General features: G+C 71.6%; 16 protein-coding genes. 3 read left to right on the top strand and 13 right to left on the bottom strand.

The features are described from left to right. Positions 1-305 precede the first annotated feature (305 nt). The 6 genes from LPA42_RS03320 to LPA42_RS03295 form a co-directional block, all read right to left on the bottom strand. The gene (locus LPA42_RS03320) at positions 306-3524 is read right to left on the bottom strand and encodes a ThuA domain-containing protein (protein WP_077939305.1); all 3219 of its coding nucleotides are present in this window, start codon (positions 3522-3524) and stop codon (positions 306-308) included. 380 nt (positions 3525-3904) lie between these two features. Next, entirely contained in the window at positions 3905-5017 is a 1113-nt protein-coding gene (locus LPA42_RS03315) for a sugar phosphate isomerase/epimerase (protein WP_228986305.1), read from the bottom strand. A gap of 423 nt (positions 5018-5440) precedes the next feature. Further along, positions 5441-6022 (bottom strand): TlpA disulfide reductase family protein, encoded by a 582-nt coding sequence (locus tag LPA42_RS03310; RefSeq protein ID WP_052503910.1) that lies wholly within the window; start codon positions 6020-6022, stop codon positions 5441-5443. Further along, the gene (locus tag LPA42_RS03305; protein WP_141722335.1) at positions 6019-6471 is read right to left on the bottom strand and encodes a hypothetical protein; all 453 of its coding nucleotides are present in this window, start codon (positions 6469-6471) and stop codon (positions 6019-6021) included. Before LPA42_RS03305 ends, LPA42_RS03310 begins: the two co-directional genes overlap by 4 nt. A gap of 77 nt (positions 6472-6548) precedes the next feature. After that, positions 6549-8594 carry a M6 family metalloprotease domain-containing protein gene (locus LPA42_RS03300; RefSeq protein WP_077939302.1) on the bottom strand — a complete coding sequence of 682 codons (2046 nt, stop codon included), beginning with the start codon at positions 8592-8594 and terminating at the stop codon, positions 6549-6551. A gap of 254 nt (positions 8595-8848) precedes the next feature. Continuing rightward, positions 8849-9766, bottom strand: coding sequence for a dihydrodipicolinate synthase family protein (locus tag LPA42_RS03295; RefSeq protein WP_228986304.1), 918 nt, complete (start codon positions 9764-9766; stop codon positions 8849-8851). A 221-nt stretch (positions 9767-9987) separates the two neighbouring features. Here LPA42_RS03295 and LPA42_RS03290 point away from each other — a divergent pair, with 221 nt between their 5' ends. Together LPA42_RS03290 and LPA42_RS03285 are read left to right on the top strand one after the other, a co-directional pair. Then, positions 9988-11220: a CdaR family transcriptional regulator gene (locus LPA42_RS03290; protein ID WP_141722336.1), complete on the top strand. Its 1233-nt coding sequence runs from the start codon at positions 9988-9990 to the stop codon at positions 11218-11220. A 381-nt stretch (positions 11221-11601) separates the two neighbouring features. Then, a complete protein-coding gene (locus LPA42_RS03285) occupies positions 11602-14037 on the top strand; it encodes a M14 family metallopeptidase (protein WP_077939299.1) in 2436 nt (811 codons plus the stop codon). On the opposite strand, the gene LPA42_RS34700 is transcribed toward LPA42_RS03285, so the two are convergent. The 5 genes from LPA42_RS34700 to LPA42_RS03265 all read right to left on the bottom strand — a co-directional run bounded on the left by LPA42_RS34700 (position 14003) and on the right by LPA42_RS03265 (position 17772). Continuing rightward, positions 14003-14326: a hypothetical protein gene (locus LPA42_RS34700; RefSeq protein WP_368665531.1), complete on the bottom strand. Its 324-nt coding sequence runs from the start codon at positions 14324-14326 to the stop codon at positions 14003-14005. The two genes, LPA42_RS03285 and LPA42_RS34700, sit on opposite strands and share 35 nt — an antisense overlap. Beyond that, positions 14220-14609, bottom strand: coding sequence for a carboxylesterase family protein (locus LPA42_RS34120; protein WP_304442037.1), 390 nt, complete (start codon positions 14607-14609; stop codon positions 14220-14222). The genes LPA42_RS34700 and LPA42_RS34120 overlap by 107 nt, the downstream gene beginning before the upstream one ends. Before the next feature lie 344 nt (positions 14610-14953). Continuing rightward, positions 14954-16087 carry a CdaR family transcriptional regulator gene (locus LPA42_RS03275; protein ID WP_304442038.1) on the bottom strand — a complete coding sequence of 378 codons (1134 nt, stop codon included), beginning with the start codon at positions 16085-16087 and terminating at the stop codon, positions 14954-14956. Continuing rightward, positions 16080-16868, bottom strand: coding sequence for an ABC transporter permease subunit (locus LPA42_RS03270; RefSeq protein ID WP_077939589.1), 789 nt, complete (start codon positions 16866-16868; stop codon positions 16080-16082). Before LPA42_RS03270 ends, LPA42_RS03275 begins: the two co-directional genes overlap by 8 nt. After that, positions 16846-17772 carry an ABC transporter ATP-binding protein gene (locus LPA42_RS03265; protein WP_077939588.1) on the bottom strand — a complete coding sequence of 309 codons (927 nt, stop codon included), beginning with the start codon at positions 17770-17772 and terminating at the stop codon, positions 16846-16848. Before LPA42_RS03265 ends, LPA42_RS03270 begins: the two co-directional genes overlap by 23 nt. Before the next feature lie 383 nt (positions 17773-18155). On the opposite strand from LPA42_RS03265, the gene LPA42_RS03260 reads away from it, so the two are divergent. Then, positions 18156-18596, top strand: coding sequence for a hypothetical protein (locus LPA42_RS03260; RefSeq protein ID WP_077939587.1), 441 nt, complete (start codon positions 18156-18158; stop codon positions 18594-18596). Positions 18597-18753: 157 nt separating this feature from the next. Here LPA42_RS03260 and LPA42_RS03255 read toward each other — a convergent pair whose 3' ends face one another. Together LPA42_RS03255 and LPA42_RS03250 are read right to left on the bottom strand one after the other, a co-directional pair. Continuing rightward, the gene (locus LPA42_RS03255) at positions 18754-19167 is read right to left on the bottom strand and encodes a hypothetical protein (RefSeq protein ID WP_144082773.1); all 414 of its coding nucleotides are present in this window, start codon (positions 19165-19167) and stop codon (positions 18754-18756) included. Positions 19168-19329: 162 nt separating this feature from the next. After that, positions 19330-19821, bottom strand: a complete 492-nt coding sequence (locus tag LPA42_RS03250) for a hypothetical protein (protein ID WP_144082772.1) — start codon at positions 19819-19821, stop codon at positions 19330-19332. Positions 19822-19886 lie beyond the last annotated feature (65 nt).

The raw sequence follows: 19886 nt of genomic DNA, 5'->3' as shown, positions 1-19886 counted from the left end.
GCCCGGCCCCGGGCGGTCGGGGCGAGGCTGTCCCCCTCGGTCGGCGGCATCGTTACGGAACGGCACGGTCCCCCCTCGTTTTCGCTGCGTGCCGGGGCGGGGCGTGGCCCCCGGGCGCACGGGACGCTAGATCATCGACGATCGGCCGGCCACTGGCCGGTCAGTCAGACCTGGCCGGCCACCGTCGCCACCGGCCGGTACGGGCACCTACGGGTGCCGCCCGGCCGGGTGCCGGTGGCCGCCCCGGTGCCGGTGCGACGCCGGGAGGACGGAGTCTCCGTCCTCCCGGCGTCCGGGCGGTGACGTCAGGAGGTCGGGCCGCCGAACTCCACCCAGTTGAGGTTGAACAGGCTGGTCGTGGGTCCGCCGGAGACGGGCTTGAAGACCAGGTAGAGCGCGTGCGTGCCGGCCGCCTGGCTGACCGGGAAGGTCTGGCTGGCCCAGGCGCTGGTGCCGGTGGTCGCGTTGAGCGTCGCGCTGGTCACCAGCTCACCGGTCGGCGAGTCGAGCCGCAGCTCGACGATGCCGCGCGGGGTTCCGGCGGTGGCCGTGGAGCCACCGGCGTACCGGAAGGTGATCGTGTCGATCCCGCCCAGGTTGATCGGGTCGAGCGCGATGTGGTCGCCGTTGTCGATGCCGGCCACGTGCTGGCCGCCACCGGCGTCGGTGGTGTTCGCCAGGGTGACGCCCTGCTGAACCTGGGCGAACTCGGCCTGCTGCCGGAAGGTCTGCAGGACCACCTGGTCGAGGGAGGACAGCGCCGGCTGGCCGTTGGCGCCCTTGTCGGTGTAGGTGGCGCTGATCGCGCCGTACAGGTAGCCACCGGCGTGGTCGGCGCCGTCGGCCGGGGTCTCGAAGGAGCCGGAGCAGCCGTTGGCGTCGCTCATGCCGTGGCCGTGGGTGTCGTGGCCGAGCACGAACGAGACCGTGACCCGGCTGCAGTCGATCGGGCCGTCCTCGGGGTCGGTCACGGTGACCGTCCACGGCACGGTGTCACCCCAGTTGAAGAAGGTGCCCGACAGCGGCGAGGTGACCTTCACGGTGGGCGCGGTGTTGCCCACCGTGATCTCGCGGGTGAGCACCGCCGTCTTGCCGCTGGAGTCGGTGACCGTCAGCTTGGCGGTGAAGACGCCGTTGGTGGTGTAGGTGTGCGACGCGTCCCGCTGGGTCGAGTCGGTGGTGCCGTTGCCGTCGAAGTCCCAGGCGTAGGTGATGGTCTCACCCGGGTCCGCGTCGTAGGAGCCCTCGGCGGAGAACTGCACGGTCAGCGGCGCCTGGCCGGAGGTCGGGCTGGCGTGCAGCTCAGCCACCGGCGCCCGGGTGCCCTTGGCGTAGCGGATCACCGACAGCGCGGCGTCCGGGTTGGCCCGGAAGAAGCCGTCGCCGTACTCCAGCAGGTAGAGGTTGCCGTCCGGGCCGAACTCCATGTCCATCGGGTTGTCGAAGACGAAGCCCGGCAGGAACTGCTCCACCCCGACCAGCTTGCCGCTGCCGTTGGTGCGCATCATGAAGATCTTGTCCCGGGTGAACTCCCCGAAGACCACCGCGTCCTGGTAGTACTCCGGGAACTTGGTCTCGGAGGCCAGCGCCGCGTCGTACTTGTAGACCGGGCCGCCCATCGGGCCGACGCCACCGGTGCCGAGCACCGGCCACTTGAACTCACACGTGCCGGGCGGGGTGGCCAGGTACGCCTCGGCGCAGGTGGTGGTGGCCCGGAAGGTGTAGTTGAGCTGCGGGTCCTGCACCGGCGGGAGGACCTGCCGGCCGGTGTTGCGCGGCGAGTCGTTCACCGGCGCGGCGCAGTTGAACGCGCCCTTGGACTGCTTGGTGACGAAGTCGTAGTCGATGTACGGCAGCGTCGGCGAGTAGCAGTACGGCCAGCCGAAGTTGCCGGCCTTGTTGGTGGCGATCCACCGACCGGTGCCCTCCGGTCCCCGGGCCGGGTTCGGCACCTGCGAGTCCGGCGAGTAGTCGCCGATGTAGACGAAGCCGCGGGAGTCCACGTCGAAACGGAACGGGTTGCGCAGACCCATCAGGAAGATCTCCGGGCGGGTCTGGTCGTCGCGGTCCTCGGACTCGGGGAAGAGGTTGCCGGCCGGGATGCTGTACGACCCGTCCGCCTTCACCTTGATCCGCAGCACCTTGCCCCGCAGGTCGTTGGTGTTGCCGGCGGACCGCTGGGCGTCGTAGCCCGGCCCCTGGGTCGGCGACTCGTTGATCGGGGTGAAGCCGTCCGAGCCACCGGCGTTGGTGTCGTCACCGGTGACCAGGTAGAGCAGCCCCTTGCCGTCGAACTTGACCTCACCGGCGACGTGGCAGCAGATGCCCCGGTCGGTGTCGACCTTCATGATCTTCTGCTCGCTGGCCAGGTCCAGGTGCGGGGTCGGCTCCTCCACGAACTTGAACCGGGAGAGCTGGTTGTGGCCCTTGTAGACGTCCCACGCGGTCGGGTCGGCGCTGGTCGCCGGCGCGTCCGTGGTGGGGGTGTCGAGCTTCGGCGCGTAGTAGGCGTACACCCACTTGTCGGTGGCGAAGTCCGGGCCGACGGTGACCGACTGGAGGCCGTCCTCGTCGTGCTGGTAGACGGGAATGGTGGTGATCACCGGGCTGGCGCCGGTCTCCGGGTCGTACAGCCGGATCTCACCGGCCCGGGTGTTGTGCAGCACCCGACCGTCGGGCAGCACCGACAGGGTCATCGGCTCGCCCGGCTCGTCGTTGAGGATGACCTTCTCGTAGTTGGCCTTGACCGTCGCGCCGCAGTCCCCCTCGACCATGCCGGCCGACCACTGGATCGCGCCGAGCAGGTGCTTGCGGAACGCGCCGTTGGCGTACGTGTCGGCGGAGTCGCCGAGCCCGGTGTAGAACGACCGGCCCCCCTGGAAGTCCTTGCACCAGGAGATCGGGTGGTCGTAGCCCATGGTGCCGCCGGTGAACGTCTTCTCGTCCACCGTGGCCAGCACGTGCGCGGTGCCCCGGACGTTGGTGGTGAAGTTGTACCACTGGTCGTTCAGGCTGATCTGCCGGGCGAGCGGCTTGCTCGCCGGGTGCGCCCGGTCGGCCACGTCGATGCTCGCCGGCCCGCTCGACGCGGTGCCGGCGGCGGTGGTGCCGACGATGTCGCGGTAGAACGTCCACGACGGTTCGGCCTCGACCGCGGCGTGCACGCCGAGGTAGCCACCACCGTTGCGGATGTAGCGCTCGAAGGCCGCCTCCTGGCTGCCGTTGAGCACGTCGCCGGTGGTGTTGAGGAAGACCACCGCGCCGTAGCTGGCCAGGTTGTCGTCGGAGAACGCGGTCGAGTTCTGGGTGACGTCGACGGTGAAGCCGTTGCCGTTGCCCAGGGTGCGGATCGCGTTGACGCCCTTGTCGATCGACGGGTGGCGCTCACCGTCGGTCTTGGTGAACACCAGGACGCTGGTCCTGTCCTGGGCCGGCTGGGCCAACGCCGGGGCGGTCGCGGCGAGCGGGACGACGATCCCGACCCCTGCGATCGCGGCGAGCCATCGGTGTACCGATCTTGCCATCTGGTTCCTCCGGTGGGGGGACGATGTGCTGCCTGCTCCGGGCGGGACGCCGGGGCCACCCGGGTGGTGTGTGCTGCGTCTCGCTCTCCCATGGGGTACGGGACGACGCCGTCCCGATCCCGTGCGGTTCGCCGACCGGGGAGCTGCGTACGGCCTGGACCCGTGCCGGGGGCGCGCGGCAGCGCGGCCCGGGGTCACGGGTCGGAAGAGGTGACGGGCTACGGGGGGCGGTGCGCCCGGTCGCCGTCCGGGGCCGCCGGGCGGCGCGGACGGTCGGGGCGGGCCCCGGGAGGTGGCGATCGCGTCGGGGGGACGCGACCGCCACCTGGGTGCCGGCGGCGGTGCGGCCGGGCGGTGCCCAGCTACGGCCGCCGGGCGGGTCAGTCGTTGGTGTAGATGGTCAGGTCGGCCATGTTGGCGTAGCTGAGCCGGGCGAAGTCCAGCGACTGGCCCGGGTTGGCGGTGCCGCCGGGGGCGGTGTCCATCTCCCAGTTGGCGTGGTGGAAGTCCGACTCGCCGATGGTCTGGAAGAACTGCTGGAAGTTGATGTCGCCCTCACCGAGCGGGATCATCTCGTAGCCGTTGGGCAGCGCGGTGTTGCGGTTGCCGTCCTTGGCGTGGAACAGCGGGAACCGCTTGGTGCGCCGCGCCACGTTCAGGATCGGGTCGAACAGCGAGGTCTTCTGCTGGCCGGCCGAGTTGGTGTACGTGGTGTGCTTGTGCCGCGCCACGTACGCCCAGTAGATGTCGCACTCGAAGAAGACGTACTTCGGGTCGGTCTTGGCGAAGAAGTACTCCAGCCGGCGCACGCCGGAGGAGCGGGTGGGCTTGCCGTTGGCGTCCAACGGGCCGCTGTCGAGCAGGAACGAGTAGGCCACGTCGTGGTTGTGGGTGTAGAGGCGCATCTTGCGCTCCTTGGCCTGCCGGCCGAGCTCGTTCCACAGGTCGGCCGCGGCGTCCCAGTCGGACTGGTAGGCGCTGTTGGTCGGGTCGCTGCCGGTGCCGATGTTTTTCATGCCGAGTTCCTCGGCGATGTCCAGCTGCTGCTGGAAGGTGTCCGCCCGGATGCTCGTGTGGGTGCCGTTGGCGACCAGCCCGTTGTCGTCCAGGATCTTGCGGATCTCCGTCGGGGTGATCTGCCGGCCCAGGATCGAGGTGTGCTGGTTGTAGCCGGCGAACTCGATCTCCTTGTAGCCCATCTCGGCCAGGCTGGCGAGCACCCGCTCGAAGCCGTAGGGCACGCCGCTGTCGTCCGGGGCGGCGGAGATCCGGTCCCGGACGCTGTAGAGGATGATGCCCCGGTTCTGCGCCGGGATGAGCGGGTCGACCCGCCACTTGCCGTCCGCGCGGGCGGGACCGTTGGTCTGGAGCACCGGCAGGCCGGCCGCGCCGAGCACGGCGGCGGCGCCGGCCGACGCGGCCAGCAGCCGACGGCGGGTGACCTGGGCGCGGTACTGGGGGTCGGAGGCCATACGGCGCTGATCCTCGTTCACAATTTCCACCTTTCGAAAGCGGCCCTGCGGACCGTGGAGACGTGCAGAGTCCTACTAGGAGGGTCGAAGGACCTGCGCCGCCGAATACGCGTGGCCCGGTAGATGGCTGGTCGATCAAGGGGTGATGTCAACCGTGTTACGTCCGTGAACCGGACACTAACGGCGACCGCCAGCTAAAGATAGACCTCGAACGGAGAAACTTTTGTTCGTGCGAACAGAAGTTCCCGATGGTCGGCGGGGAGCGGCCGGACGGTCGCCCGCACCGGCCTCCCCCGTCGATCCACCGACCCCCACCAGCGCGAACACCGGCCGTGACGGGGATCCGAGGACACGGGCACGCCGCAGGGCGCGGCGTCGACCTCCCGTCGATTCGACGCCGCGCCCGCACGAGCCGGCGGGGACCGGCCGTCACCATCCGGGCGGCTACCCGGAGCCGGCCAGCACCAGTTCCCCGAGCCGCTGCTCCAGCGCCGCCGCGTCCAGCCCGCCGGGCCACCCGCGCAGCAGCGCGCCGCCCTTGGCGACCAGCACGACGGCCGGTGGCTCCCGCACCGCGTACGACCGCCAGATCGTCTGCTGCTCGTCCACGACGACGGGATACTCCACCCGGTGCGCACGCAGGTAGTCCTGCAACTCGTCGGCCTGGTCGGCGCCGGCCACCCCGACGAAGACCACCCGGTCCCGGTAGCGGCGGGCGAGGTCGCTCAGCGCGTCCTGCCGGTCGACGCAGGTGGTGCACCAGGAGCTGAAGAAGGTGAACACCACCGGCCGGTCGGCCCACAGCCGGGCGGCGGTGAGCGGGGTGCCGTCGGTCAGCCCACCGGTGAACGCGGGGGCGGCCGGCGCGGTGCCGGGCGCCGGGCGCAGCGCCAGGTCGGCGGGGACCGGGCCGGGCAACGTCGACGCGCCGCCGGCGAGCGCCGGTGCGGGCTCGGCGGCCGGCCGGGCGGTGCAGCCGGCCAGCACCAGCACCGCCAGCAGCGGCGCGAGCAGCCGCCGCCTCACGCCGGCACCACCGCCACCAGCGCCGGACCCTCGCTGGTGTCCGGGGTCAGGTCGAGCGCCGGCCGGCCGGCCACCTCCAGCCGGTACCCGGTCCGCTGCGGCACCTGCACCGGCACCGCGAACTCGCAGTAGGTCGGCACCCGCTCCACCCCGAGGTCCTCGGCGAAGGCGGCCACCGCCGTGCCCGCCGGCAGCGTCCCGGTGACCAGGGCCGCCCCGGCGGGGTCGAGCACCCGGAACGGCGCCCGGTGGTGGAAGTAGAGGTACGGTCCGGTGCCGGCGCAGTCCACGCCCTCGGCCCGGATGTTGATGTCGCGGACCAGCACCCGGACGGTGGTCGGGGTGACCGCCTCCGGTTCGGCGTCGGGGCCGCCGCAGCCGGCGGCGCCGGCCAGCAGCAGGACCGCCAGCGCGCCGACGCCGCGACGGGCGCTCGTGGTCAGCCGCACGTGGTCTCCTCCCCACCCGTGCCGTGGGTCCGTGGCGGCCTGCGCCACCACGGACCCACGGCGTCGGTCGATTCCGGTCAGGACTTCTCCACCCGGCACTGCTTGGTCACCGTCTTCGACGGGTCGCTCTCCGAGGTCGCGGTGAGCTTGACGAAGCCGGTGTCCGCCGCGGCGGCGGTGGCCCCCACCGACACCCGGACGGTGGTGGACTTGCCGAACTGGGCGGTGGCCAGCGGGTTGGGCAGCCAGGTCCGCCAGCCCGTGCCGGCCACCTCCGCCGAGAGCCGGTAGACGTCCGACTTCAGGTACGCGGTCGCGTTCTCCGGGTGCTGCTGCCCACCGGCCGAGTAGACGCCGCTGTTGGTCAGCTCGAACGAGCAGGTCACACCCCGGTTGGTGGGCTTGCCGGTGCTGGTCACCTCGCCCTTGCCCAGGGTCACGCCGTGCGTGCTCGGCCCCCCGGTGCCGTCCAGCGACCGCACCGCCACCGTGTACGACAGCGAGCCGGCCGCGTCCCGCTTGAGGTCGATGATGTAGAAGTGCAGCCGGTTGGCCTCGTCGACGTACTCGTACTGGCTGCCGGTGTCCGCCCCGGCGTGGAACAGCGCGTCGGAGAGCTGCCGGTAGTCACCCATGGTGATCTTCTGCGGGGTGCCGTCCGGCCGGTAGAAATCGATCATGTCGATGTCCTGCGGGTTGGCGTCCACCACCCACTGGAACGGTGCGCTGTCGGCGTTCTTGGTCTTGCTCAGCAGCACGCCCCGGTCCGGGGTGAACGAGTCCGCGCCCATCCGGTCGACGACCTCGACCGTGTAGTTGTTGAAGCTCCCGCCGTCGCACAGCGGGTTCGTGGCGACCGTGCAGGCCGGCGAGAGGTCCTTGTTCAGGGCGATGTTCACCCCGGTCAGCCCCTTCGGGCCGGCGTCGACCGCACGGGCGGTCACCTGGGCGACGACCAGGCCCGAGGAGGCCAGCGCCTCCCGGGACAGCCGCAGCACGTGCTCCTCACCGAGCAGGCCGATCTTGAGCTTGTCCCGCACCGTGTGCAGCGACCCCATCGAACCGCCGTTGGTCGGCGGGATCTGCCAGCGGGTGTGCGGGCCGCCCGGTCCGTTGAACGAACCGCGCGACATCATGCTCCAGATGCCGGTGTACGCCCTTCGTAACGGCTCGCCGTACGGGTTGTTGTAGTTGTCGCCGATGCCGAGCAGGTGGGTCAGCTCGTGGGCGTACACCCCCATGCCGGAGCTCTCCCCCTGGGTGGAGGAGCCGGAACCGGCGTTGGGCCACAACGTCGCCGCCGCCTTCCAGGAGGTCCACTCCACGTAGCGGGTCTTGGCCCAGTTCGGCAGGTTCGGGTCCGGCGGGCCCCAGGAATCCGGCACGTCCTCCTTGTTCTGGAAGATCATCTGCCCGAACTCCTGCCAGGTGGACGACTCGTCCTGCCCGGCGCTGAGGATGAAGACCAGCTCGTACTGGTTGGCGACCTCGTCACCGACCGCCGCCCGCCAGGCGCCCAGCCCGTCGGTGCGGATGTTCTTGTTGCAGGTGTCACCGCTCGGGCAGGCGCCGGGGTTGAAGCTGTTGTCCAGCCCGTACTGGTAGGACTTCGCCGGCATCTGGTACGGCCCGAACCCGGCCAGGTCCACGCCGTAGCGCCCGTTGGAGTCCTGCATCCAGTACTCGTGCAGGGTGTGCCCCTTGTTCAGGGTGTTCGGGGTGTTGAGGAAGTCCTGGTAGAACTTCGGCACGTCGGCGCGGGGGATGTTGGCCGCGACCGACTGGGGGTTGCCGAAGACCGTCGAGCGGGCCCGCTGGGAAACCGCGAACGTCTGGTCGGGATAGTCGAGCGCGACCAGGGCGATCTTGAAGTTGCGGATCGAGCCCCGCACGCTCGGATCGGCCCAGTTCTTGCCGGGAACCGCCTGGTAGTCGTCCCAGGTCATGGTGTCGGGGTTCTGCCACGCCTGCGGGTCGAGGACCTGGAACGGCGCGGTGCCGCCGGCCGGATTGGCCGGGGCCGCGGCGGCCTGCGTCGAGGCGGTCGCCACGAGCGTGCCGGCCAGGACCGCGGCCAGCACGCGACGCCGCAGTCGGGGGGTGTTGCGGGGAGCACGGTGCACGGGTTCACCTCTCGTCGGGAGGGACGCGGCCGCCGGTGACCGGTGTCCCGAGGGTGACTGCCGGGACAGCCGTGCACCGGGCCGCGCAGCGAATCTAGGAGGCCGGGCCGGGGCGGGTCACCGTGCAGATGTCGGCAGGTGAACCGGCGGCTTCCGACACCTGAAGGACCGGCAGCCGGTCGTGACCGGCCGGGCCCCGGTCCGGACCGACCGGCCCGGCCCGCCCCGGCACCGCCCGGAGCAGCCCGGACGGCTCAGCGGGGACGGCCGTCGGCAACCGGGTCGACGGTGACGGACAGGGCCCGGACCAGGTCCCGGCGCAGCCGGGCGGCGACCGGCGGCGGCAGCGGGCCGCGCGGCGGGCGGCACCGTCCACCGAACCGCCCGGCACAGTCCATCGCCAGCTTGATCGCCTGCACCGCCTCCGGCCGGGAGCCCCAGCCGAACGCCGGGTGCAGCTCGGCGTAGAGCGGCAACGCGCGGGCCAGGTCACCGGCGGCACAGAGGTCGTAGAGGCGCAGGGCCTGCCGGGGCAGCGCGTTGGACAGCCCGGCGACCCAGCCCCGGGCCCCGCACAACACGAGTTCCAGCAGCACGTCGTCCGCGCCGGCCAGCACGTCCACGTGCGGGCAGAGGTCCCTGATCCGGTGCACCCGTCGGACGTCGCCGGAGAACTCCTCGACCGCGACGATCCCGTCGGTCTCCGCGACCCGGGCGAGCAGCTCCGGGGTGAGGTCCACCCGGGTGTCGTACGGGTCGTTGTGGGCCACCACCGGCAGGCCGACGGCGGTCACCTCCCGGTAGTGGGCGACCACGTCGGCGTCGCCGGCAGGGTAGCCGTCCGGGGGTGGGGCGAGCACCCCGTGCGCCCCGGCGGCGGCGGCCTGCTCCGCCCAGCGGCGGGACTGCCGGCTGCCGTACCCGCCGACGCCGGGCAGCACCGCGCAGCCGGGCGGCGCGGCCTGCACCGTCGCCCGCACCACGTCGGCCCGCTCGTCGTCGGACAGCGCCCGGTACTCCCCCACCGACGCGCACGGGGTCACCCCGTGACACCCCGCCTCGGCCAGCCAGCGCACGTGCTCCTGGAGCCGGTCGAAGTCGACGCCGAGGTCGTCGCGGAACGGTGTGGTGATGGCGACCAGCACCCCCCGCCAGGGCCTACCAGCTGTCACTCGGGCGTTCCCTCCTGCGCTCCGGTGGCCCGCTGCCCACCGCACCGGAACCCTACGATCGGCGATCACGGCGGCGCTTCGGACAATTGCCGGAACAGTCGCCATGGGGGCCGTCCTTTTGTCGGTAGATCCCCGGTGGACCTTGCGCCCGGGGCCACCGGCCGCAGATGGTAGGGCACCGGCTGTCGCACCCCTGCCGCGCAGCCAACCAGGGGAGATCCATGCACGGTGAGCTTCAACGCATAGTCGATGCCGTCGCCGCCCGGGTGGGGCGTCCCGCCCTCATCGAGGACCGGCGGCAGCGGGTGGTCGTCTACAGCGAACACGACGGGCCGATGGACGAGGTGCGTCGGATGTCGATCCTGCGCCGGCAGACCACCCCCGAGGTGATCGCCTGGTTCCGCCGGATGGGCGTGCTCACCGCCCGTGAGCCGGTGCGCACCCCGGCCGACGTCGACCTCGACCTGCTCCCCCGGGTCTGCGTGCCGATCTGGCACGACGACCTGCTGCTCGGGTTCGTCTGGTTCATCGACGACGACGGGTCGATGACCGACGCCGACATCGCCACCGCGACCAGCGCCTTCACCGACCTGTCGCTGGCCCTCTACCGGGAGAACCTGCTCGGCGAGCTGGCCTCGCAGCGGGAGTCGGAGGCCACCCGGACGCTGCTGGTGGAGAGCCCGCAGGCCCGCGCGCACGCCGTCCGGGCGCTGCTGGAGGAGGGCACGGTCGCCGGTGACGGCCCCACCACCGCCGTGGTGGTCCAGCTCGTCCCCGCCGCCGGGCGGCACCCCGACGAGGTGGCCCGGATCGCGCTGGAGCAGGCGCTGGTGGCGACCCGGCGGTGGCTCGGCGTGCGGGAGTCGCTGCACATGGTCTGGCCCGACCACGGGGTGCTGCTGATCTGTGGCGGCCGGATCGCCGGCCAGCCCACCCTGGAGGCCGCCGCCGAGCATCTCGACGAGGCGCTGGGCCAGGCGACCCGGGGGCTGTCCTCGGTGGAGCGGACGGTGACCGGGATCGGCCAGTCCCGCCCGGGGCTGGCCGACGCGGTGCAGTCCTACCGGGAGGCGGTGCAGGCGGCCCGGGTCGGGGTGCAGCTGCCGGCGCTCGGCCGGGTCGTCTCCTGGGCCGGCCTGGGCATCTACCGGGTGCTGTCCCAGCTCGACGGCCGGCACCTCGACATCGCCGGGGTGCACCCCGGGTTGGAGCGGCTACTGCACGACGACGCCCACCAGGTGCTGCTGGAGACCCTGGAGGCGTACCTTGACCTGGCCGGCAACGCCCACGCGACCGCCGAGAAGCTGCGGCTGCACCGGACCACCCTCTACTACCGGCTGCAACGGGTCGAGCAGCTCGCCGACACCGACCTCAAAGACGGCAACGAACGGTTGTGCCTGCACCTGGCGATGAAGCTCGGTCGACTCGCCGGCCACTACCGGTCGGCGTCCTGACCGTCGCCGCCGGACCGGCCGTCCGGAGAGGACACCCGCGCCGCCGCGCTGTGACAGTCCGTGTCCGGCCGGACAGATCATTGACAGATCCGAGCAGGCACGGCCAGGATGGGCGCACCGATCGGCAACGCCCCCACGACCTACCGTAACCAGGTACGCCCCCCGCCCGTCACGCAGACCGGATCGGCGCCGGTCCGTCGCCTCCGCGCGTCCGGAGGACACCCCCGTGTCCCCCGTCGTCGGCGGAGTGGACGTCGTGTTCGGTCGCCCACCGTCGCCCGACTGTCGGCGTCCGACCTCCCCGTTTCGCACACCCGCCCGACGGCGGGCGCTGCCGCGCGCCGTCGGCCGGTCTCGCACCCCCAGGAAAGGTGGCCCGAGATGTCCCGTTCCGCGTTCCCCCGCCGCTGGCGGCGGCTACCCGCCGCCACGGCCGCCGGCGTGGCGTTGCTGCTGCTCGCCGGCCCGGCGACCGCCGGCACCGCCGCCCCGCCCGACCGGGAGGCCGACGCCCCGGTCGCGCTCGAACGCTCCGCCGACGAGCAGGCCGACGTGGTGGAGGTGACGGTCGACGGCACCGCCCAACTCGACGCGCTGGTCGCCACCGGCGTCGACCTCGACCACCACGTCACTCCCACCGAGGCGGGCATCGTGGTGCACGCCGTGGTCACCCCGACCGAGGTCGCCGGGCTGAAGCGGATGGGCTACCGGGTCGGCGCCGTGCTGCACGACGCCGACGACTCCGCGCAACGGATCAGCGAGCGGGACGCCACGATCGCCGCCCATCAGGCCGAGAACCGGGCGTACACGGCGACCCTGGAGCGCAGCGCCGCCGCCTCCGACGTGAAGATCATCCGGGCCGACTACTACACCTCCGGCACCAACCAGGTGCTCTCGGTCGAGGCGAAGTGGGCCCAGGGGCAGACCTCCACCAGCACGCTGACCGTGGCCCGGGACAACGGCCCCGGCACCGAGATCGGCTCCGGCGGCACCCAGAACATCTCCCGGTTCGTCGACGCCGGGGTCTACCTCTACCACCGGGGCGCCGCCGCCGTCACCGCCCGGCCGGAGCGCATCCAGATCACCAGCCCCACCGGCGACGTGGCGGTCGCCGAGGTCAAGGAGTGGCTGCCGATCCCGGCCGACAGCCCGGAGGGCCCCGGCTACCAGAAGGACTTCGTCACCAGCTACCTCACCCCGACCGAGCTGTACGACCGGATCAAGCGGCTGGCCGACGCCTACCCGCAGCTCGCCGAGGTGGTGAAGCTGCCCTACCAGACCAACGGGTACCGGCGTAAGGCGCAGGTCGTGCTGGGTGGGACCAACGCCACCCGGGTCGCGGTGGACTCGCTCGCCTGGGGGCACGAGGGCGGCAACGACATCACCGTCGAGCTGGCCGCCCCGGGCGCGGCCGACCAGCCGCTTTCGGTCACGGTGACCGGCAAGGCCATCCGGGTCAGCCTGGCCACCGACGCCGCCGGGGCGGTGACCAGCACCGCCGCCCAGGTCGCCGCGGCGCTGACGGCCGAGGCGGGGGCGCTGGTCACGGCGTACACCTATCGGGGGGACGCCGGCGCCGGGGTGGTCGCGCCGGTCGCGCCGACGCCGCTGTCGGACAACCTGAAGGCGCCGGCCGGGGTCTCCCGCGACCCGCACCCGGTGTACGCCATCCGGATCGGCAAGTACCGCGACGGCTCCCGCACCGGGGTCCTCGCGTACGCGCAGGAACACGCGCGGGAGTGGGTGCCGCCGCTGGTGACCATCGAGACCGCCGAGCGACTGCTGCGCAACCACGCCACCGACGAGAACACCAAGCAGCTGCTGCGCACCCTGGACATCTGGATCGTCCCGTCGATCAACCCGGACGGCGGGCACTACTCGTTCTACGACTACGCCTCGCAGCGCCGCAACATGACCAACCACTGTGTGCCGGGCGGTGCCACCGACGCGCTGGCCCGTAACTCGTGGGGCGTGGACAACAACCGCAACTACACCGAGTACAGCCTCTTCGACGGCTACTCGGGGGCGTCGGCGAGCTGCACCAGCGACACCTACGCCGGGCCGAGCGAGCTGTCCGAGCCGGAGAACCGCAACGTCGACTGGCTGGCCCAGCGGCCGAACATGAAGTTCTCGATGAACCTGCACTCCTCCGGCAACTACTTCATGTGGTCGCCGGGCGCGTACGCCACCCCGGGCCGGATCTCCGCGCCCCGGCCGACGCTGGCCGAGGAGTCGTTCTTCTGGGGCGCGTCGTCGCGCATCCTCACCGCGATCAAGCGGCACCGCAACATGGCGGTCACCCCGGCCCGGACCGGCCCGATCTCCGACGTGCTGTACTCGGCGGCCGGCAACTCCGGCGACATGCTCTGGTACAAGTACGGCATCTACGCCTGGAACTTCGAGGTCGGCACCAGCTTCCAGCCCACCTGGGAGGAGGCGCACCAGGAGACCATGGAGTTCAGCAACGGCCTGGTCGAGCTGCTGCGGGTGGCCCGGGACTACGACAAGGACAAGAAGCGCCCGACCAGCACCCTGTCGGTCACGCCGAGCGCCACCGAGGGCGCGGTCAGCGTCCGGTTCGACGTCAGCGAGCCGGCGGCGGTGTTCTACACCCTCGACGGCAGCCGGCCGACGTTCGAGTCCACCCTGTACGCCTCGGCGGGCATCCGGGAGGGGGCCGAGACGCTGACCGTCCCGACCGGCACCAAGATCCACTGGTTCTCGGTGGACGCGGCCGGCAACATCGAACGCAACTACCGACCGGACGAGGACAGCAAGACCTTCAACCGGGGCTGGGCGACGCTGCCCACCGGCTGAGGTCCCCAGCGCACCAGCGGGGGTCCGCGCCGCCGGACCCCCGCTGGTCGACCCCGCTCAGGCCGTGGCCCGCCAGCGGTCGGTGCTCGGCGAGCGCGTCGAGATGCACCAGCCAGGTGGACCTCCTGTCCGCCTGACGTCCGGCGACCCCACCCACGACGCGTGGGACAGACGGTTGGCCCTTACGCGCGACCGCCCCGTCCATGGCGATGTCCCGGTCCGCGATTCCCGCAGGCTCGGATCCGTCCGGACGCCACTTGTGGACCTGGACCCGCCCCGGCTCCACCAGTTCCAGACCGTCGAAGAACCCCAGCGCCGTGGCACGGTCGCGGAAGACGAGGGGCCACGCGCCGGAACAGTCCGGCGGCGCGCGGCATGGCCAGCAGTGCGGCGGCCGAGCCGCCGCCGGCCGACTGCCCGAAGACCGTCACCCGGTCCGGGTCGCCACCGAAGGCGCGGATGTTGTCCCGTACCCACTCCAGGGCCGCGACCTGGTCGAGCAGCCCCCGGTTGGCCGGGGCCCCGTCGATCTCCCCGAAACCCTCGAAACCGAGGCGGTAGTTGAGCGTCACCACAGTACGACGGCGGGCATCTCGCCGGCAGCGGAACCGTGGCGCGGCGAACCGGAGGCGCCCACCGGAGGCTCGGCGTACGGGAGGCCGCGAAACACCGCCAGGCCCGCCTCCCGACCGCCACGCAGAACACCGAACACGTTACGCACTTCCGGCTCGGATCCCGACTGCACGCTGACCCCTCCCCGATCCCCGTCGCCCTCGGCAGCCCAGCCCCCGCCCAGGCCCACAGCGGCGGACGACCGGCAGGCCCAGGAGACCGCGCCCTACGGGCTGGCCGGCACGGCCCCGCCCGATGAGGTGCCTCAGGTTCGAACGGTCCCGCCTGGACGAGTGCGCCGGAGCTAACCTGCTGCCCTGGCTGGCCAGCCGAGCAGTCGGGCGCCGAGCACGGCGGCGTGGAGGGTGAATCGTTGGGTGGGTTCGTTGGGGTGGTAGCCGGTCAGGTGGTGGATGCGGTCGAGGCGGTAGGTGACCGCGCGTACGGACAGGTGCATCTGCCGGGCCGTGGCGGTGTGGTTGCCCTGCTTGTCGAAGAGCACGGTGAGGGTGTCCAGGTAGGGCTGGGCTCCCCCGCGGGCGGTGGTGAGCGGGCCGAGGACGGTGGTGACCAGGTCGGTGATAGCCTCGCGGTCGCGCAGCAGGACGGGGAAGACCAGCAGGTCGGCGGCGTGGAGCACGGGTGCGGTGAAGCCGAGTTTGCCGGCGTGGTCGAGGGCGTTGCGGGCCTCGTCGAGCGAGTCGACGAGGCCGTGCACGCCGGGGTGGGCACGACCGACGGCCACCTGCCAGCCGTCGGGGCCGAGCTCGGCCAGGAGCAGGTGCGCCAGTTCCGCCCCGATGCCTCGCAGTCCTCCGGCGCTGATACACACCAGGCCGCCGTCGTGCAGGGTGGTAAGGGTGTTCCCTTCGCCGAAGCGGGCGGCGAGCGCCGCGTCGATGCGGCGGACGATGTCGGCGGTGAGGCGGGGCGCGCGGGCGACCAGGACGGTGTGGGTGGCCGACAGGCGGATGCCGTAGCGGTGGGCGCGTTCGGCCAGCCTGCCGGGTTCGGCTCGGCCGGTGAGCAGATCGTCGACGAACGCGGCTCGTTCGGTGCGGTGTCGAACCAGCTCGGACCGGGCCTGGTGGAGGTAGCCGTCCATGGCGGCCGACAGCACCGAATGAGCGGATTCCAGCAGCGCCGCGGAGCGGGTGTGGACGGCGGCGGCGGTGTCGGTGGCTTTGAGGGGCGTGCTCCACCAGCGGCCGGCAGCAGCGAAGACGCCGTCGACGAGGTCACGTGGTGGCAGGTCCTCGTCGGCGGCGCGGGCACCGAGCCGGGCGGCTGCCTCGCCCCGCTGTTCGCCGGCCGTGGCACGCAGGAGGTCCTCGCAGCTTCGGGTCAGCCAGGTGTGATCGTTCCCGGGCTGTTCCGGTGGGGCATGGTGGTGGCTGCCCCGCGGCCGTCGGCCACCCGCGCGCTGGGCTTCAGACACCGACGTCACGGCGGTCGAACAGGACCATCCCGACAGCCGCGGTCACGACGCCGACGCCCGCGAGGGTGAGCAGTTGAGCCGCGTGCCAGCCGGTGTGCAGCGGGTCGGTGCCGATGAAGTAGTGGAACGGTGAAAGCCAGCGCATCCACTGCCAGCCGTCGGACATGCCGCCGATGGCGTTGGCCAGGTAGGTGGTCACGGCGAGCACACCGGCGACGGCCAGGACGGTGCCGCGTTTTCCGGTGGCCGCGCCAGCGAGGAAGGCGACGCCGGTGAAGCACCAGACCAGGGCGATCAGGCCGACTCCGGCGGCCGCGACGTGGGACAGGGCGATGTCCATGCCCACCCGGGGGACGATGATCATCAAAAGGATCAGCGGGATGGCCGCGACCAGCGTGATGGCGCTGCCGGTGGCCGCGAGGCGCTGTCCGGCGAAGGCGGTACGCGACAACGGGGTGGCCAGCAGCAGTTCCATGCCGCCATCCTCCTCCGGCCGGGCGATCGTGCGTGCGGTCAGCGTGATCGCGCACATGAGGACCAACAGCGGCCCGATCAGGCTGAAGACCGTCGCCTGCAGGTAGCCGGCCGGCGAGAGCATGTCGGCGATGCCGAGGAAGTCGAGCATCTCCTGCGGCAGGGCGTCCTGCTTGAGCTCCGCCGCTCCCTGGAACTGGCTGTAGAAGGAGGTGTAGATGACGGTGAAGAGGGCCACGCCGACGGCCCAGCCGACCAGCGCGCGGCGGTCGTCGCGCCAGGTCTTACGCACCAGTGCGGGAAACATCGCCGGCTCCTTCGGAGTGGTAGTAGAACGACAGGAACGTCTCTTCCAGGTCCGGCTCGGCCGACAGAATGTCCACGACGTCGTGTCGCGCCGCCGCCTTGATCAGCGGGTCGAGGCGGCCGTCCACCGTGCACCGGAGCACCGGCCCGGACACGACCACGTCACTGACGCCGGGCAGCACGACGAACTCCGCCGAGTCGACGGGATCACCGAAGTGGATCTCGACTGACCGGACGGCGCGCTTGCCGAGGGACTCCACCCGCTCGACCGCGGCCAGCCTGCCGTCGCGGACGATGGCGACCCGGTCGGCGGTGTGCTGCACCTCGGCGAGGACGTGACTCGACATGAACACGGTCTGGCCCGCGTCGCGGGCGTCGCGGACCATGGCCAGGAACTCCTGCTGCATGAGCGGGTCCAGGCCGCTGGTGGGCTCGTCCAGGATCAGCAGGGCCGGTTGGTGCATGAACGCCTGCACCAGGCCGACCTTCTGCTTGTTGCCCTTGCTCATGGTGCGTACCGGACGGGACAGCTCCAACTCCAGCCGATCGGCCAGGTCGGTCACCTGCGACCACGCCACGCCGCCCCGCGCGTCGGCGAAGAACCGCAGCAGTTCGTCCGCCCTCTCCCGGCCGGGGAACGCCAGCTCACCGGGCAGGTAGCCGATCAGCCGGTGCAGGGCCGCCTTGTCCCGGCGCGGGTCGAGCCCGAGCACGGTCGCGCGGCCCGAGGTCGGGCGCAGGAAGTCCAGCAGCAACCGGATGGTGGTGGTCTTCCCGGCACCGTTGGGCCCGAGGAATCCCATCACCTCCCCGGCGCGGACCTCCAGGGTGAGCCCCTCCATGCCGCGACGTTGGCCGTAGAACTTCGTCAGGTCCTCGGCGAACACGGCGATGTCGCTTGTCATGCCCACATCGTGACGCTCACCCCCGTCCACCATCCAGGGCGGCGCCCGGCCGACATCCGGCGACATGTCCTGCCGAACCCCGGCAACCAGCCGGGCACACGTCCTGATCGAGGAGCCCGCTCGTCGCCGGCCTGAGCAATGAGTACTCATTGTCCGCAGCGATGGCCGGGCCGAGACTCCTGGACGACAAGACCGAACGACATCCCAGGGCCTCGGCGGTGCTCACGTCGCAACCGGCCGGGCGCGGCACCTACGCAACCGAGCCCTACCTCGACCAGCCGTCGGGACTCGACATCCAGGAAACCGGGTGCCCACCGGCTGACGGCTACAGCCCATCAGGAGCGGGCCGGATGGCCCGCTCCCAGAACTCATTTAGGAAACCCGTGCGCGCTACGCCTCGCCTCGCTGTCCTCGTCACGTTCTCGCTGGCTCTCCTGCCGGGCTGCGGTGCCACCGGCACCGACGACCGGCCACCCACCTCCGTCAGCGCCGGCTCCGCTGCCGCCGACGGGAGCGGCGCCAAGCCGGACACCGTCGCGGCCGAGCGGCCCGAGGGCCTGGCCGACTACCTTCCGGTGCCGCCCGGAACGCTGGTCAGCGCCAAACCGGAGACGAGCGCCTGGGAGTACGTCTACGGCGACATCTCCAGCGACGACGCCCGCAGCTTCGCCGACTGGTTCACCCAGCACGACTTCGACTCGAAGGTGCACGTCGACAGCGGCGGCGAGGAGCAGTGGTACTTCCAGAACACCCGCCACGCGGTGAAGCTGGAACACACCCACGCCGACGACCGGCTGCGCTACTGGGTCGACGTCATGAGCTGACCCCGCGTGCCGGGCCCTGCCTTCTCCTGACCGGCCGCGAGCTCAGCGCGATCTCCAGCTCGCGGCCGGTCAGCGCGTCGATCTTGTCGAAGGGCCCGCAGAACACCCGGCGGGGTCACGCGTAGCCGCGCCCCGGGTGTCTGCAGGGGGACGGCGATCAGTCGCGACAGTTCACGGACGTGTCCGGGTATTGCAGGACGATCCGCGCCCCGACGTCTTCGACTGCCGGGTTCGCCAGTTGGCAGGTGATCCGCTGCTGCTCCGGATCGGCTGGCGCGGCAAACTTCAACGTGATCGTTCGGGTCGCCTGGTCGATCTCATGGTCTGCAATGTCCTTCACCGTTATCTTGATCAGCTTGACGCGCTGATCAAGGTCCTCACCAGCGCTGTTGACGGCCGGTGCCGCAGCGGTCGGGCTGCCGGCCGGCGCCTGCGCCGGTGCCTGCGGCGCGCTGGCATCCGGGTCGTCCAGAGCTGTGCCGCAAGCGGTGATCATCATGGCCATGGCGGTGGCGACCACCGCCTGGGACGCTCGTCGCAGGAAATGCCTGCGCGTAGGAATCTCGTTCACGGCAGTGATCGTCACACCACCGTCCCGGGCTCCCAATGAGTAGTTTCTGCCTACCGGCCCCGGCCCGGCTGATCGGGAACCGGTTGACCGAGGCTCTCCGGTCGGCAACCGGTTGACCGGGGACGCCCAGTACGAGCGCCCCCGGTCAACGACGTGCCGACGTCACTGCTCGCGGGTGGCGACCACGTAGTTCACCCCGCTGCCCTGCTCGGCGGCGGCCACGGTGATGACCACCATCCAGGCGTCGGAGCCCAGCGACCGGACCGTCGACCCCGGGCTGTCCACCGAGTTCTCCAGCTTGTAGCCCGCGTCGGTCAGCAGGCCGCTCGCCTTGTCCGTGGCCGAGGCGATGTCGTCGTCGACGACGACGACGAACGTGTAGCCCTGGGTGCCATCGGCCTGTTTGATCGCCATGGCTCCGGTGACGCGTCCCTCGATCACCGGCACCTCGTCTGCCGGGAAGCCCTTGGGCAGGCCGGATCCGGTGGTGACCGATCCCCCGTCGCCGTTGACGGTGACGCTGCCATCGCCGTTCGTGTCGACCTCGACGGAACCACCGTCCCCGGTGGGAATCGGGATGGTGACGGAACCGCATCCGGTCAACAGCGCGCTCGCTACCAGGGCGACACTGAGGAGGGCAAGTCGGCGGGTCATGGCAAGTCCTTCCTGATCGACGCCGCCATCGTGCGGTCCGGCTGACCGAAGCGCGATGAGTACTC

The sequence above is a fragment of the Micromonospora sp. DH13 genome (assembly GCF_020873825.1).
Classification (GTDB): Bacteria; Actinomycetota; Actinomycetes; order Mycobacteriales; family Micromonosporaceae; genus Micromonospora; species Micromonospora haikouensis.
The sequence above is the reverse complement of the archived record's forward strand: the minus strand, read 5'-3'. Positions and strand labels throughout refer to the sequence as shown.